We start from the raw sequence: 25,559 nt of genomic DNA on the forward strand, positions 1-25,559 counted from the left end.
ATCCAGGCTCCGCTTGGCGCTTCAGGGTACGGGAGAGGTTCGCGCTTCATGGCCGATTTGTTCGCATCGCACGCGCAGCCGCCGGGCTCACGTACGCCGCTCGCGGAATCCCTGCGCCCTACGCGCTTTGACGACGTGATCGGCCAGGCGCATCTGCTGGGCGCGGGCAAACCGCTGCAACGCGCGTTCGCGTCGGGCGAAGCGCATTCGATGATCCTCTGGGGGCCACCTGGCGTCGGCAAGACCACGCTTGGACGGCTCGCCGCGCAGGCGTTCGACGGCGAATTCGTCGCGTTGTCGGCGGTGCTCGACGGCATCAAGGCGATTCGCGCCACGCTTGCGGATGTGCAGGACAGCCTCGCTCGCACGGGGCGCCGCACCATTCTCTTCATCGACGAAATCCATCGTCTCAACACCAGTCAGCAGGACGCCCTGCTGCCCTTCGTGCGCGCAGGGCAGGTGATCCTGATTGGCGCGACCACGGAAAACCCGAGCTTCGAAGTCAGCCGCGCGCTGCTCGCGTGTGTACGCGTGCATGTGCTTTATCCGCTCGATGCGGGCGAATTGCGCCAGTTGTTCGAGCGTGCGCGCGAGCGGGCACTGGCCGATCTCGACTTCGATGCAGGCGCGGCCGACGCGCTGCTGGATTACGCCGATGGCGACGCGCGCCGCTTGCTCAACCTGCTCGAACAGATCCGCACGCTGGCGGCGGCCACAAGCGCCCGCCGTATCGACGAAGCCTTCGTTTCAAGCCTGCTCACGCGCGGCGCACGGCGTTTCGACAAGGGCGGCGAGCAGTTCTACGACCAGATCTCGGCGCTGCATAAGTCGGTGCGCGGCTCGAACCCCGATGCCGCGCTGTACTGGCTCACGCGCATGCTGGACGGCGGCGTGAAGCGCAGCTATCTCGCGCGGCGCATCATCGCGATCGGCTGGGACGATATTGGTCTCGCCGATCCGCGCGCGCTGCGCTACGCGAGCGATGCCGTGAAGGCGAGCGAGATGCTCGGCGGCGAGGAAGGCGATCTGGCGCTCGCGCAAGCCGTTCTTCTGCTGGCCTGCGCGGCGAAGAGCAACGCGGGCGGTGTCGCGCTGATGCACGCGCGCGGGTTTGTTGCGCACGATGGCGCGCGGCCGGTGCCCGCGCATTTGAGTGTGGCGGCGCCGGCGCTGGGGCTCGCGGGCGGCGATGGCGCCGCTTATCGGAATCCGCATGACGAGACGCACGGATTTGCAACCGGGCAACGCTATTTTCCGGACGGCGTGAGGCAGCCGCATTGGTACCAGCCCGTGCCGCGCGGCCTGGAAGCGCGAATCGCCGGGAGGCTGGACTGGTTGCGGGGGATGGACGAGGAGGCGTGGGAGGGGGACTAGATACAGCAAACGAACGTTCCGACCCCACTGCTCAAATAATCGCATCGACATAACGCCCATGCAGCAAGCTGCATTGAAGAATCGGTCGCGCCGTGCGTAATATACATGCGATCATAACGCTCCGTTTTCCGATTCACAGACCGGCCACGCCAGCCCGGAGACCCGACGATGGATATCGCGCAGACCACCGCCCCCGAGACCGCTCCGGACGTTTCAACCGCTGCGGCGCCCGCGCTGCTGCTCACGGGCCGCCTGCTGCGTCCGCAGTCGCTCACGCTCGACGCGCTGCGCGCCTTCCCCTCGGTGAGCTGTGCGCCCTTCGACCTCCGCTGTTACACGACGCAGCGCTTTATTCGCACCGTCGAGCCGTATCGGGGCGTGCGCCTCACCGATCTGATCGAGCACGCCGGGCTGCATTGCGAGGTCCACGGCGAGTTCAAACGGATGATCTTTCTCGCGATCGGGCATGACGGTTACGCCGTGCCCTTCACCTGGCACGAGCTGTTCAACACGCCCGTGGGCGCGCAGGCGATCGTCGTCTACGAATGCGGTGGCACGCCGCTGACCGAAGCCGACGGCGCACCCCTGCTGTTTTCGGGCGCGGACCTCGTGCCCGCGCCGCGCCACGTCAAGCGGCTGGCGCGCATCGACGTGCGCGCGATGACGATCTAAAACACGCTCAGCCGCCCAGATCCACCGTCAGCGTGCGCCAGCCGCCGTTGCGCGTATCGGCAACGATGCGGCCCACGCCCAGCACGATCGCCCGCGATTCGTGCGCGGGGAGATGCAGTTCGATCGTATCGGCGAGAAACGCCTTGTCGCCTTCGCGATCAACCGTAATCGAAAGCGTTTTCACTGCGCCATGCACCGCGATGCGCCACGTGCCGCAAGCGCCATCGCGCCACGCCTGGCTCTCGCCGTCGTCCTCGACGTATCGCACGCTCGCGTGGCCCTCACCTGCCATCGGCGCGACGATGAACGCGCGGCGATCGGCGCGTTGGGCGAAATGCTGATCCGCGACGTTGAGCGCGATCACGCCGCCTTCGCGGATCAGCATGACAGGCGCATCCCACGGCGCGGGCAGCGTCACGATCTGTCCACCGTCGAATACTTCGCCGCTCCAGTAATCGAACCAGCGCGCACCCGCTGGCAGATACACCTGCCGCTCGATCTGCCCCGCCTCCACCACCGGTGCCACGAGTAGCGACGCGCCCAGCATCATGTCGTCGCATTCGGCATAGCATTGCGGGTCCGCCGGAAACTCCGCGAAGGTGGGACGCAGCACCGGTTCGTAACGCGCGCTGGAGTCGTGCAGCAATTGATAGAGGTAAGGAATCAGCCGATAGCGCAGCTTCACGAGGCTGGCGATGCGCGGCGTGAGTTCGGGGTACATCCACGGCTCGTTGACCGTGCCGTCGTCGTTCCACGAGTGAATGCTGAAGCGCGGCATGAACACGCCGAACTGCACCCAGCGGATAAACAGCTCCGGCGCAGGCGCAGGCCCCGCAAAGCCGCCGATATCGTGGCCGATGTTCGAGACGCCCGAAAGTGCCAGTCCCAGCCCCATCTTGAGGTTGTAGCGCAGCGTCTCCCACGAGGTGGCGTTATCGCCCGACCACGTCTGCACGTATCGATGCATGCCGACGCAACCCGAGCGCGACACCAGAAACGGCCTTTTTTCAGGTGCATAGGCGCGCTGGGCATCGCGTGACGCACGCATCATCAGCAAGGTCTGCAATACCTTCGCCTCGCGCGCGGGGAACGGCTTGCCGAAGCCGTGCGCAAGTGCATCAGGCGTCCAGATTTCGAATTCGTTGTTGTCGTTCCACGTCGATGCAATGCCGTGGCGCAGCAGCGCGTCGGTCACGCGCGCCTTCCACCACGTCACCGTCGCCGGATTCGTGAAGTCCAGATACGCGCCCACTTCGTCCCAGAACTGCACCCAGGCCGGTTCGCCGTCGGCGGAGCGAATCAGCAGACCTTCGCGCTGCGCGTGTTCGAATTCGGGATGATCGCGCAGCAGACACGGCTTGATGTTGGCGCACAACTTGACGCCGTGATCCAGATAGCGCTGAACGAAGCCTTCGACATCCGGAAACTTCTCGCGATTCCAGTTGAATACATAACGCTTCGCGCCAATCGACGTATAACCCGACGACAGATGAAACGAATCGCACAGAATGTCGTGTTCGGCGCAGCGATCGGTGAACTCGTTCATGCGAGCTTGCGCGTCTGGTGCGTCGGTGTACGTCATCGTCGAACCGGAATAGCCTAGGCCCCACTTCGGCATCAACGCGGGGCGTCCCGTCATCCACGTAAAGCGACGCACAGCGTCGAGCGGCGTGCCTGCCGACGCGATGAAGTAATAGTCGAGATCGCCGTGATCGGCCACGAAATGACGATAATGGCCGTGATAATTGTCCAGCTCGCGACCCATGTCGAAGGTGCAGTCGGCGAGCGTGTCGTAGAAGAGGCCGAAGCCCGTTTGCGTCTGCGCACGCCACGTCAGGTAGAACGGAATGTGCTTGTACAGCGGGTCCGTGCTCTTCGCGCTATACCCCATCGCATCGACATTGGTCATGCGGAAAGACTGGTTGGCGCGATCGAGCGCGCCTGCGCGTTCGCCCAACCCCAGATACATCTCGCCAGGCAGGCGCCGCACGTAATGATAGACGCGCTCGTCCCACCAGCCGAAGTTATAGGCCTGGGTCGGACGATCTTCCAGCGCCACATTCCATTCGCCATCCTTATTAATCTGCCATGAGCAGAAGCCGCCATCGAGCCTCACCGTCAAGCGAATTTTCGACGTGCTTACGCGTACACAATCGTCAGCAATCTCGCTGACGTAGCGAGGCAGCGCGAAACCCGAAAGATCGAGCCGCTCGCGGCCTTCCAGCGGCACATCGTCCATGCCGGGCGCGATTGCCCAGGTGCACGGGCCATGCGGCTTGCCGTCGGGGAGCACGCGCAAGCGCACGATGTCCTCTTCGAGCACGAAGACTTCAATGGTGGCGCCTTGCGCGCTTTGTAGCGTCAGGCGGTTGCCCGCTTCAGCAACCAGCGAGAAGAATGGACGATCTAGTAGCGATGCCATCTGGCGATTCCTTGGGATTACCTGGTAGTTTTTAGAACACCGTCGCGATGCCCAGCATCCCGACGAATTGCGAGCGTGTGGACGAAGGCGTCGAGTTCTGCGAGTCGCCCACATCGGGCACGGCGTCGACAATCGCGCCGTTTGAGCCGAGCGTCTGCCCGCTGGCGTGCTGCCATGCCTGCAAGGCGTAAAGCGTCGTGCGTTTGGAGAGGTGATAGGCCTGTTTGAGCGAGACCTGCTGATAGCGCGCGGCGTTCGAGACGCCGTTGGCCTTCGAGGCCAGCGTCCACGCATAGCCGGCGGCCACATCGAACGCCGGCGTGAAACGCCAGGACGCGAGCGCCGCGTACGTGTTGAACACAGCGGTATCGCGAAACGCCGAATAACCACCTGACAGATATTCGACGTTGGTGTAGGTGAGGCCGAGCGTCAGCGCGCCCGTCGTCCACGTTCCGGCGATCGCTGCGTTTTGCACCGCGCGTGCCGACAGATAACCCGCATTGAGCGCCGATGTCGCGAACGAGCCGGTTGCGCCCGAATCGAAACCCGCGGTACGGCCGGTATTGTTCATCCGCAGAAAGCCCGCCGCGAGATTGACGCCGCCGATCGCGTAACGCACCGCCCCGCTCCACGTCTGCCCCGCGCCGACGCTGCCCGGAATGCCGCTCAGGCCATACAGCGCGCTAGCGCTGAAGCCCTGCCAGGTGGGCGAAGTCCACGTCACCGAGTTGTTGATGCGCACTGTCGTATCCAGGCTGTCGATATCGCCGGGATGCGCGCCCGTTGCACCCGTCAGATACGTGCTGGAGGCGAGCGGGCCGACCAGCAGGAAGTACGGCGTGTACTGGCGGCCCATCGTGAGCGTGCCCCACGTCTTGTTTTGCAGGCCCACGTAAGCCTGACGATTGAACAGCAGCCCCGAGGAGGATGCGGTTCCGTTGTTCGGATCGAAGCCTGCCTGAAGGTCGAAAATCGCGCTGGTGCCGCCGCCCAGGTCCTCCGCGCCCTTGAAGCCGAATTTGGAGGCGTACAGATTCCCCTGGCGCAGATAGACGTTGGAATGGCCCTTCTGGTTGTTGACGTAGGCGATTGAATCGTCGAGCACGCCGTAGAGCGTGACGCTAGATTGCGCGTGCGCGCCGAGCGCGCCCATTGATGCGCCTGCAACGATCAGGGTTTTGAGCGCCTTGCTGCTATGTGTGCGATACGAGAAGTGTGAATTTTTCATCTGTTCTGGAGTATTTATATTTATATGGAGTCCGATATATATCAAGCGAGCAATGCACGTCGCGCTTCTCTTGTCTGTCCGCGTATCAGCAAAATCAACAGACCAGCGCCGATCAAATCAAATGCCCCCAGACACGCAAACAGCGGACCGAATCCCACCTTGTCGGCCAGCGCCCCCACCACCAGCGAAAAGCTCAGCCCTCCGATCCATGCCGCCATGCCGCCAAAGCCACTGGCCGTTGCAACTTCGTCGGGATCGAAGACATCGGCGGAAAGCGTGTTGACGAGCGTGGACAACATCTGATGCGCAAAGCCGCCGAGGCAAAACAGTGCAATGGCCATATACGGCGACGCAACCAGACCGATACACGCAGGACCGGTCATCATGAACGCGCCAAGTACCACGCCCGCGACGCGCGACCAAAGCAAGGGCATGCGGAAATAGCGCATGAGAAAGGGCGAAAGATAGCCGCCTAGAATCCCGCCCATATCGGCCGCAAGGAACGGCAGCCACGCAAAAAGCGCGATCTGCTTGAGATCCATATGACGCTCGGTGGCAAGATAGAGCGGAATCCAGAAGCTGAAGGTTTGCCACGCCGGCTCAGCAAAAAAGCGCGGCAGCGCGATAGCCCAGAAACGCCGCGAACCGAGAATATCGAGTATCGGGCGGCGGCTCACCGGCGCGGCGCGCGCCTGACCGCTTTCGATCAGATGCAATTCCTGCGCGGAAATACGCGGATGCTGTGACGGCGAGCGATAGAGCACGTACCAGACGGCAGCCCAGACGAAACCGAGCGCGCCCGTCGCCACGAACGCCGACTGCCAGCCATAGCGCAGCGAGAGAAAGACCACTAGCGGCGGCGCGAGCAAGGCACCCAGCGACGTGCCTGCGTTGAAATACCCTACAGCGACGGACTTCTGCCGGTCGGGAAACCATTCGGCCACCGCCTTCATGCCAGAGGGAATGGCCGCTGCCTCGAACACGCCGAGCAGCCCACGCATCATGCCAAGCGAAGTCCATCCCGTGGCGAATCCGTGCAACACGCCGGTCGCGGACCAGAGCGCCGCGAACAGCGCGAAGCCGAGCCGCAGCCCGATCAGATCCACGATGATGCCGCACACCGGCTGCATGATCGTATAGCCCACCTGAAACGCGCCCACCACGTACGAGTACTGCTGCGTGGACATGTTGAGTTCGCCCTTAAGCTCGGGCGCCAGCACACCGAGCGAATTGCGCGTGAGGTAATTCATGATCGTGCCGATGCAAACCAGCGCGATGATCCACCAGCGCAATCCTTTGATGCCTTGCGAGACTGCCTCCATACCGCCTGTCTCCTTCTTGTTTTGATCTGTTACGTTGTCGTATGACTTTCAATAAAAATCATCGACTCGTCTGGCGTAAATGCGTTAAGCATCGCTGTACGTCTGCTGCGTGAAGACCGATGCTATGTTCGCTTTCGAACGCAGTCAATAGGAAATAGACCGACAAACGAACAGAAACGAAAATAGAGGTGATCGAGATTAGATACGACGTCAGACATCCTTAAAGAATGCAAAGAGGTGTGAGGCGCGCGCGTTGACCTGCCCAAGCAAGCGGACTGCGCCGTGAAACAGCGTCTGAGAGGGTTTGCCAGAGTTGGCTGTTAGTTGCAGATATAGAACTAAAAAACGGCGCCCGCTGCCAGGCGCCGTCACGGATCAAAGCGCACGCACGCTGCGCGCGTCAGTCCGTATCGCCGCGGCGCAGCGGCGCGCGGCTCTTCTCGTTGTTGATGTGGACGAACTTGGCGAGCAGCGCGAGAAAAGTCTCCTGCTCTTCGTCGGAGAGCGTCTGCATCATGCGGCGGCGCAACTCATGCACCGACGGCACCAGACTCTCTAGCAGCGCCGCGCCCCCATCGCTCAGGCGCAGCAGACGCACGCGCTTGTCCTCGGGCGGCGTGAAACGCTCGATCAGCCCCTTCTCTTCAAGCCGCACCGCGAGCGTCGCCGTGGTCGAGTTGTCTAGCGCACAGTAACGCGCGAGCGTCACCTGATCGATATCCGCATGGTCCTGCAGAATGCGCAGCGCGGCGTACTGCACCGGCGTGATGTCAGGTCCGAGCACGGTATGGAACATCGACACCGCGATCTGATGGGCACGGCGAATCAGGTGGCCCGGCTGCTCATAGAGGTCGGTGGACAACTCGTCTTTTTTCTTCTTGCGCGCCCGTGTCGCTGGCCGCGATGCCGTACTGCTCATGTGATGTCCTCTGTTCAAACGGCGCTGCGTCGCGATCCGTTTCTCGATCGGAGGATTTTAACGCATCGACCGTGACGTTTATGTCCTGCAGATGTGCCGCCAATTCAATCCGATTGGACGGATCAACCCAGGGAAGTCACTGAAAACACGTCGCCCATATGTTATGTACACTGAACGTTAGATGTTAAGCATGCTGAATATATCGATGCCTCGCATCGCCCAGAACAGGGAGACACCATGTTTGCGCTCAACCAGTGGTATATCGCCGGGTTCGGCTGGGAACTCGATCAAGCCAGACCGATTGCCCGAACGCTGTTGAATCGTCCTCTCGTACTATTTCGCACAACTGACGGAAAGGCGGCGGCGCTCGAGGACCGCTGCTGCCATCGCTCGCTGCCGTTATCGTTCGGCACAATCGAGGCGCGCGGGTTGCGTTGCGGTTATCACGGCCTGCTGTTCGGCCCTGACGGTGCCTGCGTGGAGATTCCAGGGCAAGACAGGATTCCCGGCAAATGCCGCGTGCCGGCGTATACGCTGGTCGAAAAAGATCAGATTCTCTGGGTCTGGTTCGGCGATGCCGATCATCCCGAGCCGCTGCAGGCCCCGCCGGACTACCCCTGGCATGCCGACGCGCGCTACGAATTCCGCGGCGATGTCTATCACTACGACGCGCCCTGGCAGCTCATTCACGACAATCTGCTCGATTTGAGCCACCTGGGCTATGTGCATCTGCGCACGATCGGCGGCGATCCTTCGACGCATATGCAGGCGCAAATGCGCGTCGAAAGCGCAGACCATAGCGTACGCGTCGTGCGCCATATGCGTCAGTCGAAGCCGCCCGCAACCTACGCCGCCGCGTGGCCCTTTGCGGACCGCATCGACCGCTGGCAGGAAATCGAATTCGAAGTGAACCATCTGCGCATCTGGACTGGCGCAGTGGACGCCGATACCGAATCGCTCGACGACCCCGCGCGCGGTGGCTTCCATATGCGCGGGCTGCATGGCGTGACGCCGGAAACGGATACGACGACGCACTACTTCTGGACCATGTCGACCAACCGGCGCCCCGACGGTGGCAGCAACATGGATCAGGTATTCGAGCAAACAGCGCTGACTTTCGAAGAGGACAAGGTGGTGATCGAGGCTCAGTATCGCAATCAACTGCGTTTTGGCGCAGGTCCGCAAATCGACATTCATGTCGATGTCGGTGCGAATCGCGCGCGGCGCATTATCGCTGGTCTGACTGCGCCGCCGGGCTAATCCGGACGACGTTGCATGGCGGCCTCGCCATGCCGCCGTAATGGCGCGTGGCTCTGCTCGTTGTTGAGATCGACGAACTTGCGCAGGAGGCGAATCAACTGGCTCGCCTCGGCGTCGTCCATGCCTTCGAACAGACCCGCGTGCATCGACTGCACCGATGGCGTCAGTTCCATCAGCAACGCTTCACCTGCCGGCGTGAGCGAAAGTCGCCGCTGACGCCGCGCCAGCATTTCGCGCACGATCCAGCCTTTCGCTTCCAGACGCGCGGCCAGTTCCGCAGTCGTCGACGTATCGAGCGCCACGCGCTGCGCCAACGTCACCTGGTCGAGGCCCGGCGCCTCGTGCAGCATGCGCAGCACGGCGTACTGCACAGGCGTCACGTCGCGCCCCATCTTCTCCAGGAACAGCGCCACCGCAATCTGATGCGCGCGGCGGATCAGGTGGCCCGCGTCGTCGTACAGATCGAGCGTGTGCGCGCGGCCTGCCTCAATTGTTGCCATGAAAAAAGCGTCCTGCGAATTCGTTAGGGGAAAACCAGCATACCGCAGCGCTTGTCGGAGAGTAAATCGGTAAGTACACTGAATGTCATTCAGTGTACGGAATGATCGATTGACCATTCACGGCGCGAAGACAAACTCATCCCCAAGGAGACGCAAGGTGTTTCTCAAGAACGCATGGTACGTGGCGTGCACGCCCGATGAAATTGCGCAGAAGCCGCTGGGCCGCACAATCTGCGGCGAAGCGATGGTCTTTTATCGCGCTGCCGAAGGCAAGGTCGCGGCGCTGGAGGACTTCTGCCCGCATCGCGGCGCACCACTCTCTCTGGGCTTCGTGCGCGACGGCACGCTCGTATGCGGCTACCACGGCCTGGAAATGGGCTGTCACGGCAAGGCCACGGGCATGCCCGGCCAGCGCGTGAACGGCTTTCCGGCGGTGCGCAGCTTTCCCGTGATCGAGCGCTACGGCTTCATCTGGGTCTGGCCGGGCGACGCAGCCGCAGCCGACCCCGCCGCATTGCATCCGCTGCCGTGGGCCGAAGATCCCGCGTGGGCGTATGGCGGCGGCCTCTATCACATCGGCTGCGACTACCGCCTCATGATCGATAACCTGATGGACCTCACGCACGAAACCTACGTGCACGCGAGCAGCATCGGCCAGAAGGAAATCGACGAAGCGCCGCCCAAAACCACCAGCGAAGGCGACGAAGTCGTGACGAGCCGCTTCATGGAGAACGTCATGGCACCGCCGTTCTGGCGCATGGCGCTGCGCGGCAACGGTCTGGCCGACGACGTGCCGGTCGACCGCTGGCAGATCTGCCGCTTCTCGCCGCCGAGCCACGTCATGATCGAAGTGGGCGTGGCGCACGCGGGACACGGCGGCTATCACGCACCCGCGCAATACAAGGCTTCGTCGATCGTGGTAGATTTCATCACGCCGGAAACGGAGTCGTCGATCTGGTATTTCTGGGGCATGGCGCGTAATTTCCAGCCTGACAATGCGGCGCTTACCGCGCAGATTCGCGAAGGCCAGGGCAAGATTTTCTCAGAAGATCTGGAAATGCTGGAGCGCCAGCAGCGCAATCTGGAAGCGTGGCCGCAGCGCAAACTGCTCAAGCTGAATATCGATGCCGGCGGTGTGCTGTCGCGTAAGGTCATCGACCGGCTGCTTGCCGCTGAGAACGTGGAGGCATGATGTCTGACGCTCTCCTCAAAGCAACGGTTTCCCGCAAGTGGCAGGAAGCTCAGGATATCTATGCATTTGAATTCGTCAGTGCGGACGGAAGCGCGTTGCCAGCGTTCAGCGCGGGAGCGCATATCGATGTGCATCTGCCCGGCGGCCTGATTCGTCAATACTCGCTGTGCAACGATCCCGCCAGCACACAGCGCTATCACATCGCGGTGCTACGCGATGGAAACGGCCGGGGCGGCTCGCGCGCAATTCACGATGAGGTCGAACAAGGCGACGTGCTGAAGATCAGTGCGCCGCGCAATCACTTTCCGCTGGCGCACGGCGCGCCTCACCATCTACTGATCGCGGGCGGCATCGGCATTACGCCTGTTTTGTGCATGGCGGAGCGCCTATATCACGCCGGTGAAGCTTTCGACCTTCACTATTGCACGCGATCCCGCGAGCGTACGGCCTTCGTCTCGCGCATTGCTGCGTCGCCATTCAGCGAGCGCACCACGTTCCATTTCGACGACGAAGCGCCGGCGCAGCATTTCGATATCGCGGCCACGCTGGCGAATGCGCCGTCCGGTAGCCATTTATATGTCTGCGGGCCGCGCGGCTTCATGGATGCCGTGCTTGCCGAAGCACGCCGGCAACAGTGGGACGAAGATCGCCTTCACTACGAGTTTTTTGGCGCAGCAGTCCAAAAGTCGGCTGCCGATGCGGCATTTAAAGTCCGCATCGCCAGCAGCGGCGCGACCATCGACGTCCCGGCGGGCTGCACCGTCATCGAAGCGCTCGCGTCCAATGGTGTGGAGGTGCTGACCTCCTGCGAGCAAGGCGTGTGCGGCACCTGCCTCACGCGCGTGATAGAGGGCCAGCCCGATCATCGCGACGCCTATCTAACCGAAGAGGAAAAAGCCGCTGGCGATCAGTTCCTGCCCTGCTGCTCGCGCTCGCTCACGCCGTTGCTCGTGCTCGATCTTTAGCCGTGGTTTCAAAGGCTGCTTGCCAGCATCGCATGCAGCAGCACGTTCGCACCCGCTTCGGCCCATTCGGGCGTGATCGCTTCGCCTTCGTTGTGGCTCAGGCCATCGACGCACGGAATGAAAATCATGCCCGTGGGCGCGACGCGCGCGAGATAGCAGGCATCGTGACCCGCGCCCGAGACGATTTCGGCATTCGGCAGGCCGAGATCGTCCGCGGCGCGGCGCACCGCTTCAATACACTCCGGCGCGAACGGCACCGGCGCGTAATTGAAAATCTGCTCGATCTTGTGGCCAAGCTGCGCGTCCTGCGCCACGCGCGCCAGTTCGGCACGAAGCTGCGCATCCATCTGCGCCAACACTTCGGACTCCGGATGACGGAATTCGACCGTGAAAAAGCAGCGTCCCGGCACGGTGTTGCGCGAGTTCGGCCTTGCTTCTATCATGCCGACCGTGGCGCGCCCATGCGGCGCATAACTGCGCCCGAGCGCTTCCACGAACGCGATCATGCGTGCCGCGCCCACCAGCGCATCGCGACGCAAGTCCATCGGCGTCGTGCCCGCGTGTGCGTCCACGCCTTCGAGTTCGATTTCGTACCAGCGCTGTCCCTGCCCCGCCGTGACGACGCCAATCGTCTTGCCGCTGCGCTCCAGAATCGCGCCCTGCTCGATATGCAATTCGTAGGCCGCGTGGATGGGCGTGCCGCCCACCGGTTCGTCGCCTGCATAGCCGATGTGCGCCAGCGCTTCGCCGATAGTCGTGCCCGACGCATCGGTGCGCGACAAGCCGTATTCGAGCGGATACACGCCCGCATAGACACCCGAGGCGATCATCGCCGGTGCGAAGCGCGAGCCTTCCTCGTTGGTCCAGATCACCACTTCGACCGGATGCCCGGTCTCGATGCCCGCGTCGTTGAGCGCGCGTACGACTTCGAGACCGCCCAGCACGCCGTAAATGCCGTCGTAGCGGCCGCCCGTGGGCTGCGTATCGGCATGCGAGCCGGTCAGCACGGGCGCGGCGTCCGGGTTGGTGCCTGCGCGCCGCGCGAAGATGTTGCCCATGCGATCGACGCGGATCGTACAACCCGCTTCGCGCGCCCACTGCACGAACAGATCGCGCCCTTGCCGATCAAGTTCAGTCAGCGCGAGCCGGCAAACGCCGCCTTTTTCCGTCGCGCCGATCTGCGCCATGCGTTCGAGCGAATCCCACAGGCGCGCGCCATTCACGCGCAACGCCGCGAGACGCTTGAGGTCTTGTTCAGCCATTGGCTTTCTCCGCACGTTCGTCACGCATCCGATAGCGGAAATCGCAGCGCTTGCCGCCCTGCATGATCGTGCTGGTACGCGTGAGTTCGACGCGCGGATCGTATCCCGCAATGAACTCGCTGTCGCGCGCGCAACTCAGCAAATGGCCGATCTCGCCCAGCCCCATCGCGTGATACATCTCGGCGTAACTGCAGCGATGCACGTTGTAGTCGTAGCCATCGGCGTCGGCGCGCAGCGTCTCGACGTCGAGCGCATCGTCCTTTTCCCAAAGCACCTGGAGCGCTACGAACGAGGCGATGCTCGTGCCGTTGGGCTCGCGCGCCGCGAATTCGCGTCCCGCTTCGACGGCCGCGCCGCGCACGGCCTCGGCGATCACGGCCTGGGCGCGCTCCGCGCCGAAATCGCGTTTCAAGATCTCATAGATCGGCTTGATGATTTCGGCTTCGATACGGCGGCGCTCCAGGATGCCGAGCGTCACACCGTTCACGCCTTCATTTTCCTGGGATTGCTTATCATGCTGTGTCATGGTCAACTCCTCAATCCTCATTTCACAGCGGCTTTCGCGCCGCCGCCGAGCACATCCACCACGGCCCACTTGCCGCCTCGCACCTGATAGATCGTGTAGGCCGGGTCCTTGAGATTGCCCTGCGCATCGAAGGCGATGGTGCCCGTCACGCCGTCGCGGCGAATCGCATGCAACGTAGCAACGATCTTCTTCGGATCGGTCGAATTGGCCTGCTGCGTGGCGGCAATAATGGTTGCGGCCGCATCGTATGCGAACGGCGCATGCAACTCGATGGGCGCATGCCAGCGCGCGCGATACTGCGCGTCGAACGCGGGACCACCCGGCATGCGATCGAGCGGACGGCCCGGTTCGAGTGCCGTCACGCCCTCACCCGCCGGTCCCGCGAGCGTCAGGAAAGTCTGGCTGACGAAACCACCCGCGCCCATCAACGGCGCCTGAATGTGCAATTGACGCATGCGGCGCACGAGCGGTGCCGCTTCAACATCAATGCCGCCGAGGAAAACCAGATCGGGCCGCTTGCCCTTGATTTCGGTGAGCACGCCGCTGAAGTCGATGGTCTTGTCGCTCACGTATTGATGATCGATCACCGCGCCGCCGTTGGCCTGCACGCCCTTGATGAACTGGTTCGCCAGTCCCGCGCCAAACGCGGTCTGATCGTCGATCACCACGATGCGCTGCGCCTTGAGCGTCTTCACCGCATAGGCGCCCGTGTAGGCGCCGCCGTCGTCGTCATGGCCCATGATGCGAAACGACGTGTCGAAACCCTGCAGCGTGTATTGATGCCCGGTCGAGGCCGGCGCGATCTGCGCGATGCCCGCGTCGTGATAGACACGCGCGGCCGGCACGCTGCAACCGGTGTTCCAGTGCCCCACCACCCCCACCACATGTCGGTCGACGAGTTGCTGCGCCACCGTCACCGCCGTGCGCGGGTCCGATTGATCGTCGGCGCTCGCGAGCTTGTAGAGCACAGGCTTGCCGCCGATGAGCGGATGCTTCGCATTGGCATCGTCGATGGCGAGCTGCGCGCCGTTTTCCAGATCCTTGCCGATACGCGCGGAACCGCCGGTGAGCGGCGCGGCCAGGCCAATCAGGACGACCTGTTCATTCTGTGCGCGCGCGGCGCCCGCGAAGAGCGTCGCGGCCAGCGCGGCGATCGGCAACAACAGGGTTTTCTTTTTCATGTGTGGTTACGCGTGCGATGTGGGGACTGTGAAGGCGCATAACGTACCGCCTTCGAATAATGAAAAAGATTACGGTTTGATGCCAAACCGCCTAAATTATCTTTAGTTCGATCATTATTCCCGGACACCACAATACTCTGCAAATCGTTGATTTATCGTATTAAATGGTGACCAACTCAGGATAGACGACGTTCGATATAATTCGACACATGAATAAAATTCAGCATATCGCCGACGATCCGCCGTTGCGCGCGGTGCGCGCCTTCGAGGCTTTCGCGCGACACGGCTCGGTCGTCGCGGCAGCGCGCGAACTGGAGATCACGCCTTCGGCCGTGAGTCATCAGTTGCAACTGCTCGAATCGTTCGTGCAAACGCCGCTGACCGTGCGCAGCGGCCGCTCGCTGGTGCTCACTGACGAGGGACGCGATTACTATCGCTCGATCAGCGCGGCGTTTTCGGTGTTGCGCAGCGCGACGGGCTTTGTGCGCGAGCGATCGTCGCGCCGCCAGATCACAGTCAGTCTGATTCCGCTGTTCGGCATCGGCTGGTTCATTCCGCGCCTGCACGACTTCCTGGCGGACAACGACGATGTGGACGTGACGGTGCTCTACGCGAATCACCGCAATTACCGCAGCGACGCCGCCGATCTGTCGATCCGCTTCGGCACCGGCGACTGGGTCGGTTATACGAGCACGCCGCTGCTTTCGGGCGCGATGGTGCCCGTGTGCACGCCGCGCTTCGAACGGCGCCATGGTCCGCTGCGCAAGCCCGCCGATCTCGCGGGCGTGCCGCTCGTGCACGACGAGGATCGCAGCACATGGGCGAACTGGCTGCAAAGCGCGGGCGTGCGCCACGTCACGCGCACCGAAGGCCCGCTCTTCGAAGACGGCCAGTTGACCTTGAGCGCTGCCATGGCCGATCTGGGCGCGGCCCTGCTGCGCGCGCCGCTGATCTCGCGCGAACTGGCCTCGGGTGCGTTGCGCAAGCTGTTCGACCACGAGCTGGACGATGGGCGTCACTACTATCTCTGCTGGCGCGCCGACGCGGAAATGCCCGACGGCGCGCAGCGGCTCGCGCAGTGGCTGCTGGAGTCGGCGAAGGGGGCTTGAGGGAGGGCGTCAATCAGAAGCGATGCCGCATGCCCAGCGCCACCACCACCTGATTGCTGTTCGACGACGGCGTGAGCGTATAGACCGACGCATCGAATGCGGCGGCATTACGCCCGCCGCTCACGCTTTGATACACGCCTTCCAGATAGAGGTCGGTGCGCGGCGTGACCTGCTTGTCGACCTGCGCGACCACCTGGTTCCATTTGGGTCGTGCGGAACCCGCGCCCGCATCGAAACGCGCCTGCGTGTACGTGTAGGCTGCCGACACGTACAGCGAGGGCGTGACGGCGTAGCGGCCATCGATCGAGGAATTGTCGAAGATCAGCGAATTGCCCTTGAGCGAGGCAATCTTACCGCCCTGATAAAGACCCGTGACGTCGTCGGTGGCCGAATGGGTCCAGCTCACGCCAACCGAATGCGGGCCAAACGCGTAGCGCGCGCCCACGGCCACGATCAGTTGATCGCCGCCCGTGACGGTCGCAGAGCCGTCGGTCGTGCTCACCGCGCCGTCCGGGTTGGCGACGTGACGATCGCGATTGATCTTGAGGAAAGCGGCTCCGGCCTTGAATGGGCCATTCGCGTAGGAAAGACCCGCGCTGTATGCCGCGTTGTTGCCGAAACTGCCCGGCGTGTTCGAGAAGCCGTACATCGCGCCCGCTGTGAAGCCGCGATACGTCTCGCTCGTGTAGCGCACGGCGTTGTTGATGCGGATGTTCTGGATCGAATCGTCGTTGTCGTAGGGATGCATCGCCAGATTGCCGCCCCATCCCGAACCCGCTGCGCCCAGCGGCGTAACAAAGGTGAGGATGAAGTCGTACTGGCGGCCCATCGTGAACGTGCCGTAGCCGTTCGCGCGCAAACCCACGTAGGCTTGACGGCCAAACAGATTGCCGCCGTTGCTGGTCTTGCCATTGACCGACGAAAAGCCGCTTTCCAGCATGAAAATGGCCGACGCACCGCCGCCCAGATCTTCGCTGCCACGCAGTCCCCAGCGCGACGCGCTGAGATTGCCGCTATTCATCGACACGTTGCCGCTGCCTGATGAACCCGCGCCGTTGGTACGTTGATTATTTACATAGGATATCGAAGTATCAACAAGGCCATAGAGCGTGACACTGCTTTGCGCGTGAGCGACACCCGCGCTCAGGCCGCAGAGGCTCGCGGCACAGGTGGTGAGGACTTTCCTGTTCATCATGTGGCGGTCTTGCAGGCGTTCGGGCCGCGCGCAGACACCACGCGATGCACCGTGTACCCGTTTTGTTGTTGGTAAAGGCGGGGCGCGCACGGACCGTGCGCACGCAAGGTCGCGATTGTCGATGCAAGCAGGAGCAGAATTAAGACGACGCGCGCGAAAGTACCTTTCCTGAAATTGGGCTAATCGCGCGGAAGGATAAGGACCAGGCGTAGTCAAGCCCGGTCATTTACTCAGTTGTGGTGCGAGAGCAGTCAGTCTGGATACCGTTCCCGCAACTCGGCCAGCAACGCAATCAGCCGCTCCACATGTACCTCTTGCGTACGCCACGACGAAACGCTGATGCGAAACGCGGGCCGCCCCTGCCAGAGCGTCGCGCCAAACCACACCTCGCCAGATGCCTGCGCCGCTTCACGAATCGCGACGGTTTGCGCGTCGGTCTGCGCACGCACCAGCACCTGATTGAGCACGACGCGGTTGAGCACTTCGTAGCCGGCTTCGCGTAGCCCCTCGCCGATGCGCGCCGCCAGCGCGCAGTGCCGCTCCACCATTTCCGCTACGCCCGTGCGGCCCAGACTGCGCAACGCGGCCCACACAGGCAGACCGCGCGGGCGTCGCGAGAACTCCAGGTTCAGATTCTTCTGCGCATCTGCTGAGGCCGTCGAATACACGGCATCGGCGTTCATCGCAGCGGCCAGCGCGGCGGCGTCGCGACAGATTGCCATCGCGCCGTCATAGGGCGTGTTGAGCCACTTGTGCGCATCGGCGGTCCAGCTGTCCGCCAGTTCGACGCCATCGGTCAAGGCCGATTTCGCCGATGCGCGCGCCCACAGACCGAATGCGCCATCGACGTGAACCCACGCACCCGCCGCTTTCGCGCGCGGAATCAGCGCGGCGAACGGATCGAATTCGCCGGTGTTCACTTCGCCCGCCTGCAAGCAAAGAATCGTCATGTCGTCCAGCGCAGGCAAACGCTCCTGATCGATGCGTCCGCAACTATCTACCGGCGCGATAATCAGCCGCTTGATGCCGAAGCCAAGCACGCGCAACGCCTTTTTAACCGTGATATGCGCGAGTTCCGAAATTACAACCCTGACTTCGGGCGCGCCGATCAACCCGTCGCTGTCGAAGTCCCAGCCCTTGCGCGCAAGCAGCGCGCGCCGCGCAGCGGCGATCGCGACCAGCGTGCAGGCCGTCGCGCTGGTGCCAAAGCCCACGGCGCTCCCGCGCGGCAGGTCCAGCGCCTCGACCACCCAGCGCCCGGCGATCCGTTCGATGGTCGCCGCGGCCGGCGAGTTATCGAAGGTGGAGGCGCACTGATCCCACGCCAGCATCAGACGTTCGGCGGCGGCAGCCGCAGGCAGCGCCGCGCCGATGACGAAACCGTAGTAGTTCGGTCCATTCGAGACAGCAGTGGCAGGCGAACCCGCCTCGTCCAGCAGGCGCAACGTATCGGCGGGTGCGGCGCCCTCCTCGGGTAGCGGCTCGTCGAACGCCGCCAGACCCGCTAGCGCGGCGGCATCGGGAAACACACGGCGCTGTGCAACCGTCGCCAGATAACGGTGGGCGCGTTGGTCCGCGTCCCCGAGTAGTGCGAGTTCATCCATGCTGGACCTTTCGTGTGGATTCAGAGTTGTGAAAGTTCGCGGCTGAGCTTCTTCAGCTCTGCGTCGATACGTTTGTAGTAAGTGAACTTGCCGACCCGTGTGGCACGCACAAGACCGGCATCCGCGAGGATGCGCATGTGGCGCGTGGTCGTCGCTGGCGCGATGCCGAGCTTGTCCGTGATAAAGGTGCAGCACACCCCCAGCTCGTCGATATCGCCGTGCGGTTGCACCGGAAAATGGCGGCGCGGCGCTTTCAGCCAGCGCATGATGGCAAGGCGGCTTTCATTGGCGAGCGCGCTGATACGGCTGATGTCGTCCATCGATGCAATCTCCTGTGTCATTTTGAAGTTTAGCTAAATGACGAAATGTGTGCACGACGCTGTGCAAGCATGGTGCAGATCAATGGCCGCAGCGCGCATGGCATAATTCCCTCTCCTTCACTGCCGCTTTTTCTCTGCGCCGTGCGTCGTTTTCATCTCAGGCTGGTCAGTCTATTGGGGACGCTTGCGATCCTCATGACGACGCTCGCCCCGGTGATTTCGCATCTGCTCGCGGCTCAACCGCTCGCGATGTCGGCGCATTGCGACATGCCGTCGATGCGTCATATGCAAGGCGTTAGCGGAATTGACGGCAGCAAAAGCGGCGCAAATAGCCACGCGCAGACACCCAACGCCGACCTGCAGGACTGCGGCTACTGCAACCTGCTCGCCCACCTGCCGGTGATGCCCGGCGTGCCCCTGCCGCTGGCGCTGGCCACGCGCCTCGTGCATGCGCGCGTTGCCGCACGCTTCGAGCGCCTCGCGCGCGTCGAGCCGCTGACCTTCGCGCTTGCGCGCGCCCCGCCCCTGGTCTGACCTGATCGTGCCCGCCCTTGCGGCGATACGCCCGCGCGTGTCGCCGCGTGTTCGCACGCGCGTCATGCGTTATCAGCAACGCACGCGCACACTTTCATTGCACCAGGACCATCATGTCTGATCATTTCCCGCGCACGGCCGCCGCGCTCGCCTGCGCGATGCTCGGCGCGCTCGGCTTGCTCGTCATCGCGCCGCAGGCAGCGCACGCCCATGCCATCGCGGGCGACCGCGTTTTTCCGGCGACGATGGCGGTGGACGATCCCGGCGTAGGCGACGAAGCCGATCTCCAGTTCGGCCACGTTCGCGTGCCCGGCGACTCGGGCGACCAGAGCATCAACTCGTTCGACTTCGAATACGACAAACTGCTTACGCCGCGCCTGGCGCTCTCCGTGAGCGGCGGCTACGTCATGCAGAACAACCCTACAGCGCGCGGCTTCGACAACTTCGGCGTCGGCCTCAAGTACCAGCTCTACGTGAACGACGCGCACGAGTTCATGACCTCGATCGGCGTGGACGCCGATCTGGGCGGCACCGGCAGCCGCGCCATCGCCGACAACTTCTCGACCATCTCGCCCAACCTCTATGCGGGTAAGGGCATGGGCGACCTGCCCGATTCGCTCGCGTGGCTGCGCCCGATCGCCATCACCGGCGAGCTGGGTCCGTCCTTCACCACCGGCGCGGGCCAGCCCAACGCCTTCAACTACGGTTTCACGTTTCAGTACAGCCTGCCGTACCTGCAACAGCACGTCCACGATCTGGGCCTGCCGCAACCGTTCTCGAACCTCATCCCGCTGGTGGAAGTGCCGCTTTCGCGCAGCCAGGGGCAAACGACCGGCACGATCAATCCGGGCTTTATCTGGATGAACCGTTACGGCCAGCTTGGCATCGAGGCGCAGATTCCGGTCAATCGCGCGAGCGGCTCGCATGTGGGCATCCTCGTGCAAACGCACATTTTCTTCGACGACGTGGCGCCGAATTCGATCGGCAAACCGTTGTTCCAGTAATCGATTATCAGGAGAATCACGCCATGAAATTTGCTGCTTTTCGTCTTGCCGCTGCTGCACTCGCGCTCGGCGCCGCACAACTCGCCTGGGCGCATGCCTATCCGACGCACCAGGAACCAGGCGCCGGTGCGACCGTGACGACCGCGCAAAGCGCGGTGACGATCGATTTCGACGACGCGCTAGAACCCGCCTTCAGCTCGATCCAGGTCGCCGATTCGGCGGGCAAGTCGGTGATCCGCGACAAGGCCGCCGTCGATGCGTCCAACAAGAAGCGCATGTCGGTGCCGCTCAACGCGCTGAGCGCGGGCCAGTACACGGTCACCTGGGTCGCGGTCGCGGCGGACGGGCATCGCACCACGGGGCACTACCGCTTCACGGTGCACTAAGCGCATCAAGGCCGCGCCGGGCTGCTGTAGACACGCTCGCAGCGGCGTTACAGGGAGCGATGCTAAGCTTGCCGCCACCCTGGACTCGCCGCTGCCTGCCATGACCGTCAAGCGTGTGTTGTGCATGGCCGTTGCGGCGCTGGTCGCCGTGCCGGTCGCGGCTTTCGCCCTCGTCAAACCGTTGCGCGTCGTCGCGCCAACGCTCGTGCCCGGCATCATCTGCATCAAGGACACGCTCTGCACCGACGATCCGGCCCACTTCGACGCCGCGCGCACGCTTTATCGCGAAGGCTACGCGAAGGCGCGCGAGGCGGTGGGCCCGTTCCGCGATGCGCCACGCGTGGTGTTCTGCTCGACGGCGGCCTGCGCGCAAGCGTTCGGCATCGGCGCGCAGGCGGCGCAGACGGTGGGCGACTTCGGCGTGATCGTCGCGCCGCGCGGCTGGAAGTCCTTCTATCTCGCCCACGAACTGATTCACTATCGGCAGGCCGAAATGCTCGGCAATCTCGCGGTCGCTACCCAGCCGAAGTGGCTCATCGAAGGCATGGCCTATTCGCTGAGCGGCGATCCGCGCCATCCGCTCACGGAGCCCTTCGAGCAGTGGCGCGCGCAGTTCGATGCATGGCATGCGAGTATCGGCGCTCAGGATATGTGGGCGGCGGCGCGCAACGTGCGCTGAGCATGCGTTGGGCACTCGTTGAGCACGTCGGGTGCGTTAAGCCACGCCGCATCGTGTAGTTCTTACACGCAGGGAGACACCATGACGCCATCCGAACAGATCGACGCCCTGATCGCCAGCATCCCCGACTGGCGCGCCGAAACGTTTGCCAACCTCCGCAAGACGATACTCGCGGCCGACAAGGCGATCGTCGAAGAATGGAAGTGGATGGGCAGCCCGGTCTGGGAGCGCGACGGCATCATCGCGGTCGCAAACGCGCACAAGGGCAAGGTGAAACTGACCTTCCAGTACGGCGCGAGCCTGCCGGACCCGGAAGGCCTGTTCAACGCGGGGCTGAAAGGCAACGCGCGGCGCGCGATCGACTTCTTCGAGGGCGACAAAATCAACGCGCGGGCGCTCAAGGCGCTGATCCGCGCTGCCATCGAATTCAATCAGTCCAGGAAAGCGGCAAAGACAAAGAAAGCGCCCGCTGGATCAACCAGAAAAGCGGACGCCTGAAGTCCTTCACGCCAGATCGGTCACTTCGCGGATCGGGATGACCGTGCGTGCGCCGCAGGTGCGCAGCAGCTCGCGCAGTTCGTTGATGACCGGGAAAACCTCGTGGTTCCAGTCGGCGCCCTGCATGTCGTGTGCGGCCTGCTCCAGCTCGACGATGGTGCGGTCCTCCGCAAAGATGCGTTCCGTGAACCACACCAGCAGCGGCCAGCCCAGGTCGAGCAGGAACGGGATCGAAGGACGACGGATCGACAGCATGCCGAAGGTGCGGTTCGTGCGTTGCTGCGCGTCAAGCGGCACATAGTTGATCCACAGGTCCATGACGAGCGTGCCGTCGCTCGAATGGATCTGCAGCGTCTGGAACGGGTACTCCGTGCGGATCGTCATGACGCTTTGATCGCTCTGGTCTTCGCGCTTCTTGCTGCCGCCAAACACCAGCGCCTCGCCCGCGGGCTGCTTGCCCTCCATGCGAACGAAGGTGTAGTCGACCTCGATCCAGCCTTCGCCGCGCCTGCGCCCCAGCGAGCGAGCGCGCATCTGACCCATCTGGCGACGGTGCAGGAACTGATGGTTCATGTCCATCAGGTTCTCGTGCATGAACGAGTAATGACACTTGACCGGACGGCCGAAGCGGCGTGTCTTATACGCCTTGTCCTCCGCCGAGGCGAGCGTCGGTACCGGGCGCTCGTTGGCGAGCGTAGCGTCGCCCGGAAACACGAAGATCATGCCATGCGCCTCGTGGCACGGATAGGCACGCACGCCGTTGGGCAGGCGCTCGCGCCCGAGGTACGGCACGTCCACACACTGGCCCGAGCAATCGTAGGTCCAGCCGTGGTAGCCGCAGCGCAGCGACTCGCCGTCGACCACGCCCTTGTGCAGCGGCACCTGGCGATGCGCGCAGCGATCTTCCAGCGCGAACACCTTGCCGGATTCCGTGCGGAACAGCACGATGGGATCGCCCGCGAAATGCACGCCCAGCGCCTTGCCCGCCTTGACTTCCCGCGACCAGGCGAGCGGATACCAGTGATCGGGATGAATGGGCACGCGGCGAAGATCGCGCACCGGGGCCTCGCTCGTGGAGCCGTCTAGATAAGGCATTGCACGCATGCGTGATGTCTCCTTGCAGAACCGGGCACCAGCCGCCGTCGGGCGCGCCGGCCTTGTGGGCAAATCGGCGCGACTCCTGCCATGGTACTGGAATGCCATGGCCTTCGCTGGCGGTTCTGGGCACCGCAAATTATTTTATGTAGCAAAATGAGTGCCCGCACACTGTTTGTACGGACGATGGGTGTTTTTTTCAATGCCGCCTGGCTATCGTAGCGCGTTGCCCCACGGCTTCGTCATCCGCCCAGGTTGGGACATACCCGTACCGATCCCGGCTACCTATCGCCAGACTTTATCCGCCGTCAACACGCCTTCGGCTGGGCGAAGCTTGACGAGTCGTGTGGACTCCCCAGTCATCACACATTCAATATATTTCGCATTCCGAATGACTTATCACGGCATTTCGATTCATTTTTCAAACCGTTTCCTCCTGCACTTTTGTGCGCATTTCGTATTCATTCAGAGCGCATATTTTCAAGATGATGCCGTGTGCATAGAGCCTAAGCTCCACACCTCAAGAGCCTCTTGATTTTCGTTGTGGGCGGCGCACAATGAGCGCGCATTAGTCGTTGCGTTGTCAGCAAACACCCAGAGAGGACTGAATGAAAATTCCAGAAGGTCTCAAGAAGGTGGTGAATCTGGTCATCGTGGACGAGTCCGCTGCGGCCACCCCCGAGACCGAAAGCGATTCGTCAGCCACTGCGTCAGGTGCATCCAATGCATCGGGCGCGGCGCAAAGCACTCAATCGGCATCGGCGGGACAGCCCGGCGTGTCCAGCGGACTCGATGTCGCCGACCTCGAAAAGCGTATCGACACACTCATCCAGGACAATCCGGCTTATGCGCCCTATCGCGCCTTCGCCGAAATGAGCCAGTCGATTGCAGCAGCCGTACCGGATGAACAGCAGCGCTATCGCGCCGCGCTGCTCGGCGTGAAAACCAATCTCGACACCTTGCTCGGCGCCGTCAATTCGCATGCCGATGTGCTGGCGAAAGAGCAGCAAAACTTTGCGGCGGCGTTCGTCACACATTCAGAGGCGGAAATCGCCTCGCTGCGCGAACAGGAAACGCACTTGAACGAAGAGATCGGCATACTCGCGCGCCAGCTCGCGGAAAAGAACGCGAAAAAAGACGAGGTCAGCAAGTCCATCACCAGCAAGACAGCAGGACTTGCAAAGGCGAAGATCGATTTCGAATCGGTGCGCTCGACGCTCGTGCAGAAGTATGACGGCATCGTGAAGAAGCTTCAGGGCTATCTTGGAGAATCGGCACATGGCTAATGACATCGCAAAGTCAGAGCTCAAGCGGCGCGTGCGCTCGTTCTGGGACACCAAGGAAGGCGGCGTCGGCATGGTGGTGGGCGTTGCGGCTCTCGGCGGCCTGGTCTGGGGCGCGGGCAAGGTGATGCCGTTCATCGCCCGGCTGATGGAAAACACGGCGGCGGCGGTGTTCTTCGGCGCGATCGCCGTGGGCCTCGTCTATGTGCTGGTATTCGATTCCACGCTGCGCAGCCGCCTGTGGCTTGCGTATCAGCTCCTCATGAAAGGGCTAACCTATTCGATCATCAAGTACGACCCGGCGGCCACGGAGCGCATTCTCTCCAAAGAGATCACGAAGATGATCGACGAGGCCTCCGATGCACGCGTGAAAGGCGGAGGCCGCGTCGAAGCCGTGCGCAGGACCATCGACGACTTCAAGCAGGAAGAGGAACAGCTCAAGCGCGAAGCGGTGGCGATGGCGCGCAAGAATCGCCCGCAGGAAGAGATCAATTCGCACGCGCGTCGCATTGGCCAGCTCGACGCCGCGATCCAGCGCACCGGCAAGGTCTACGACGAATTGAGCGCGACCTACAACAATCTCGTCGAGGCCGAAAACGCCTTCCGGCGCATGCACGATGAAGCCGAATTCCAGATCCGCCTCAAGGTCAAGGAATACGAGGCGGTGAATTCGATGACCGAAGCATGGCGCGGCTTCAAGCGTGCGTTCAGCCGCACGACCACGGTCAACGAGTTGCGCGACATGCTGATCGACTACATCAACGACGACACCGCCGCGAAAATGGGCGAAATGCGCGCCTATGTGCAGGACAGCGTAAAGGTAATCGACGCGGTGCAGATTCGCGACGACGCCGATACCGAACGCGGCCTGCAACTGCTCGCTGACCTCAACAGTCGGCAGATCGACTTCACGCCCGCCGCGCGCCTGACCGACGCCGCGCATGGCGCCTCTTCCGCATCGGGCAAAACGCCGGCGCCCACGCCCGGCCCGATCGACTATACCCGCTACAAAAACTAAGACTAAGGAGT

General features: G+C 62.9%; 25 protein-coding genes. 13 read left to right on the top strand and 12 right to left on the bottom strand.

What is annotated here, in order from left to right:
• Positions 1–48 precede the first annotated feature (48 nt).
• Together VG320_RS23425 and VG320_RS23430 are read left to right on the top strand one after the other, a co-directional pair.
• Positions 49–1,374: a replication-associated recombination protein A gene (locus VG320_RS23425; protein WP_327202449.1), complete on the top strand. Its 1,326-nt coding sequence runs from the start codon at positions 49–51 to the stop codon at positions 1,372–1,374.
• 168 nt (positions 1,375–1,542) lie between these two features.
• Positions 1,543–2,046 carry a molybdopterin-dependent oxidoreductase gene (locus tag VG320_RS23430; protein ID WP_327202450.1) on the top strand — a complete coding sequence of 168 codons (504 nt, stop codon included), beginning with the start codon at positions 1,543–1,545 and terminating at the stop codon, positions 2,044–2,046.
• 7 nt (positions 2,047–2,053) lie between these two features.
• On the opposite strand, the gene VG320_RS23435 is transcribed toward VG320_RS23430, so the two are convergent.
• The 4 genes from VG320_RS23435 to VG320_RS23450 all read right to left on the bottom strand — a co-directional run bounded on the left by VG320_RS23435 (position 2,054) and on the right by VG320_RS23450 (position 7,937).
• Entirely contained in the window at positions 2,054–4,468 is a 2,415-nt protein-coding gene (locus tag VG320_RS23435) for a glycoside hydrolase family 31 protein (protein ID WP_327202451.1), read from the bottom strand.
• 31 nt (positions 4,469–4,499) lie between these two features.
• Complete coding sequence (locus VG320_RS23440; protein WP_327202452.1) at positions 4,500–5,696, bottom strand: porin; 1,197 nt, start codon at positions 5,694–5,696, stop codon at positions 4,500–4,502.
• A gap of 41 nt (positions 5,697–5,737) precedes the next feature.
• Positions 5,738–7,018 carry an MFS transporter gene (locus VG320_RS23445; RefSeq protein WP_327202453.1) on the bottom strand — a complete coding sequence of 427 codons (1,281 nt, stop codon included), beginning with the start codon at positions 7,016–7,018 and terminating at the stop codon, positions 5,738–5,740.
• A gap of 400 nt (positions 7,019–7,418) precedes the next feature.
• Complete coding sequence (locus VG320_RS23450) at positions 7,419–7,937, bottom strand: MarR family transcriptional regulator (RefSeq protein WP_327202454.1); 519 nt, start codon at positions 7,935–7,937, stop codon at positions 7,419–7,421.
• A 237-nt stretch (positions 7,938–8,174) separates the two neighbouring features.
• On the opposite strand from VG320_RS23450, the gene VG320_RS23455 reads away from it, so the two are divergent.
• A complete protein-coding gene (locus VG320_RS23455) occupies positions 8,175–9,197 on the top strand; it encodes an aromatic ring-hydroxylating dioxygenase subunit alpha (protein WP_327202455.1) in 1,023 nt (340 codons plus the stop codon).
• On the opposite strand, the gene VG320_RS23460 is transcribed toward VG320_RS23455, so the two are convergent.
• On the bottom strand, positions 9,194–9,697 hold the full coding sequence (locus VG320_RS23460) for a MarR family winged helix-turn-helix transcriptional regulator (RefSeq protein ID WP_327202456.1): 504 nt from the start codon (positions 9,695–9,697) through the stop codon (positions 9,194–9,196). The genes VG320_RS23455 and VG320_RS23460 overlap by 4 nt on opposite strands.
• A gap of 157 nt (positions 9,698–9,854) precedes the next feature.
• On the opposite strand from VG320_RS23460, the gene VG320_RS23465 reads away from it, so the two are divergent.
• Both VG320_RS23465 and VG320_RS23470 read left to right on the top strand, forming a co-directional pair.
• Complete coding sequence (locus VG320_RS23465) at positions 9,855–10,889, top strand: aromatic ring-hydroxylating dioxygenase subunit alpha (RefSeq protein WP_327202457.1); 1,035 nt, start codon at positions 9,855–9,857, stop codon at positions 10,887–10,889.
• Positions 10,889–11,854, top strand: a complete 966-nt coding sequence (locus VG320_RS23470; protein ID WP_327202458.1) for a PDR/VanB family oxidoreductase — start codon at positions 10,889–10,891, stop codon at positions 11,852–11,854. The genes VG320_RS23465 and VG320_RS23470 overlap by 1 nt, the downstream gene beginning before the upstream one ends.
• A gap of 8 nt (positions 11,855–11,862) precedes the next feature.
• On the opposite strand, the gene VG320_RS23475 is transcribed toward VG320_RS23470, so the two are convergent.
• The 3 genes from VG320_RS23475 to VG320_RS23485 are packed head-to-tail and all read right to left on the bottom strand — an operon-like array spanning position 11,863 to position 14,823.
• A complete protein-coding gene (locus VG320_RS23475; protein ID WP_327202459.1) occupies positions 11,863–13,116 on the bottom strand; it encodes a Zn-dependent hydrolase in 1,254 nt (417 codons plus the stop codon).
• Entirely contained in the window at positions 13,109–13,642 is a 534-nt protein-coding gene (locus VG320_RS23480; protein ID WP_327202460.1) for an L-2-amino-thiazoline-4-carboxylic acid hydrolase, read from the bottom strand. Before VG320_RS23480 ends, VG320_RS23475 begins: the two co-directional genes overlap by 8 nt.
• A gap of 17 nt (positions 13,643–13,659) precedes the next feature.
• Entirely contained in the window at positions 13,660–14,823 is a 1,164-nt protein-coding gene (locus tag VG320_RS23485) for a branched-chain amino acid ABC transporter substrate-binding protein (RefSeq protein ID WP_327202461.1), read from the bottom strand.
• 209 nt (positions 14,824–15,032) lie between these two features.
• Between VG320_RS23485 and VG320_RS23490 the strand changes: the two genes are divergently transcribed.
• Positions 15,033–15,932 (top strand): LysR substrate-binding domain-containing protein, encoded by a 900-nt coding sequence (locus VG320_RS23490; protein WP_327202462.1) that lies wholly within the window; start codon positions 15,033–15,035, stop codon positions 15,930–15,932.
• A 13-nt stretch (positions 15,933–15,945) separates the two neighbouring features.
• On the opposite strand, the gene VG320_RS23495 is transcribed toward VG320_RS23490, so the two are convergent.
• The 3 genes from VG320_RS23495 to VG320_RS23505 all read right to left on the bottom strand — a co-directional run bounded on the left by VG320_RS23495 (position 15,946) and on the right by VG320_RS23505 (position 19,051).
• Positions 15,946–17,124 (bottom strand): porin, encoded by a 1,179-nt coding sequence (locus VG320_RS23495; RefSeq protein ID WP_327202463.1) that lies wholly within the window; start codon positions 17,122–17,124, stop codon positions 15,946–15,948.
• 254 nt (positions 17,125–17,378) lie between these two features.
• Positions 17,379–18,731, bottom strand: coding sequence for a pyridoxal phosphate-dependent decarboxylase family protein (locus VG320_RS23500; protein WP_327202464.1), 1,353 nt, complete (start codon positions 18,729–18,731; stop codon positions 17,379–17,381).
• Positions 18,732–18,751: 20 nt separating this feature from the next.
• Entirely contained in the window at positions 18,752–19,051 is a 300-nt protein-coding gene (locus VG320_RS23505) for an ArsR/SmtB family transcription factor (RefSeq protein ID WP_103705335.1), read from the bottom strand.
• Between the two features lie 141 nt (positions 19,052–19,192).
• Between VG320_RS23505 and VG320_RS23510 the strand changes: the two genes are divergently transcribed.
• The 5 genes from VG320_RS23510 (at position 19,193) to VG320_RS23530 (ending at position 22,152) form a co-directional block, all read left to right on the top strand.
• A complete protein-coding gene (locus tag VG320_RS23510) occupies positions 19,193–19,585 on the top strand; it encodes a DUF2946 domain-containing protein (RefSeq protein ID WP_327202484.1) in 393 nt (130 codons plus the stop codon).
• A gap of 113 nt (positions 19,586–19,698) precedes the next feature.
• Positions 19,699–20,589, top strand: a complete 891-nt coding sequence (locus VG320_RS23515; RefSeq protein WP_414696105.1) for a hypothetical protein — start codon at positions 19,699–19,701, stop codon at positions 20,587–20,589.
• 23 nt (positions 20,590–20,612) lie between these two features.
• On the top strand, positions 20,613–20,975 hold the full coding sequence (locus tag VG320_RS23520) for a copper resistance CopC family protein (RefSeq protein ID WP_327202465.1): 363 nt from the start codon (positions 20,613–20,615) through the stop codon (positions 20,973–20,975).
• A gap of 100 nt (positions 20,976–21,075) precedes the next feature.
• The gene (locus VG320_RS23525; protein WP_327202466.1) at positions 21,076–21,654 is read left to right on the top strand and encodes a hypothetical protein; all 579 of its coding nucleotides are present in this window, start codon (positions 21,076–21,078) and stop codon (positions 21,652–21,654) included.
• An 81-nt stretch (positions 21,655–21,735) separates the two neighbouring features.
• On the top strand, positions 21,736–22,152 hold the full coding sequence (locus VG320_RS23530; RefSeq protein ID WP_327202467.1) for a DUF1801 domain-containing protein: 417 nt from the start codon (positions 21,736–21,738) through the stop codon (positions 22,150–22,152).
• Between the two features lie 6 nt (positions 22,153–22,158).
• Here the strand turns inward: VG320_RS23530 and VG320_RS23535 are convergent, their stop codons facing one another.
• Entirely contained in the window at positions 22,159–23,256 is a 1,098-nt protein-coding gene (locus tag VG320_RS23535) for an aromatic ring-hydroxylating dioxygenase subunit alpha (protein WP_327202468.1), read from the bottom strand.
• Positions 23,257–23,855: 599 nt separating this feature from the next.
• On the opposite strand from VG320_RS23535, the gene VG320_RS23540 reads away from it, so the two are divergent.
• Both VG320_RS23540 and VG320_RS23545 read left to right on the top strand, forming a co-directional pair.
• Positions 23,856–24,533: a hypothetical protein gene (locus tag VG320_RS23540; protein ID WP_327202469.1), complete on the top strand. Its 678-nt coding sequence runs from the start codon at positions 23,856–23,858 to the stop codon at positions 24,531–24,533.
• The gene (locus VG320_RS23545) at positions 24,526–25,548 is read left to right on the top strand and encodes a hypothetical protein (protein ID WP_327202470.1); all 1,023 of its coding nucleotides are present in this window, start codon (positions 24,526–24,528) and stop codon (positions 25,546–25,548) included. Before VG320_RS23540 ends, VG320_RS23545 begins: the two co-directional genes overlap by 8 nt.
• The last annotated feature ends 11 nt before the right edge of the window (positions 25,549–25,559 follow it).

The organism is Paraburkholderia sp., from assembly GCF_035948235.1.
GTDB lineage: Bacteria > Pseudomonadota > Gammaproteobacteria > Burkholderiales > Burkholderiaceae > Paraburkholderia.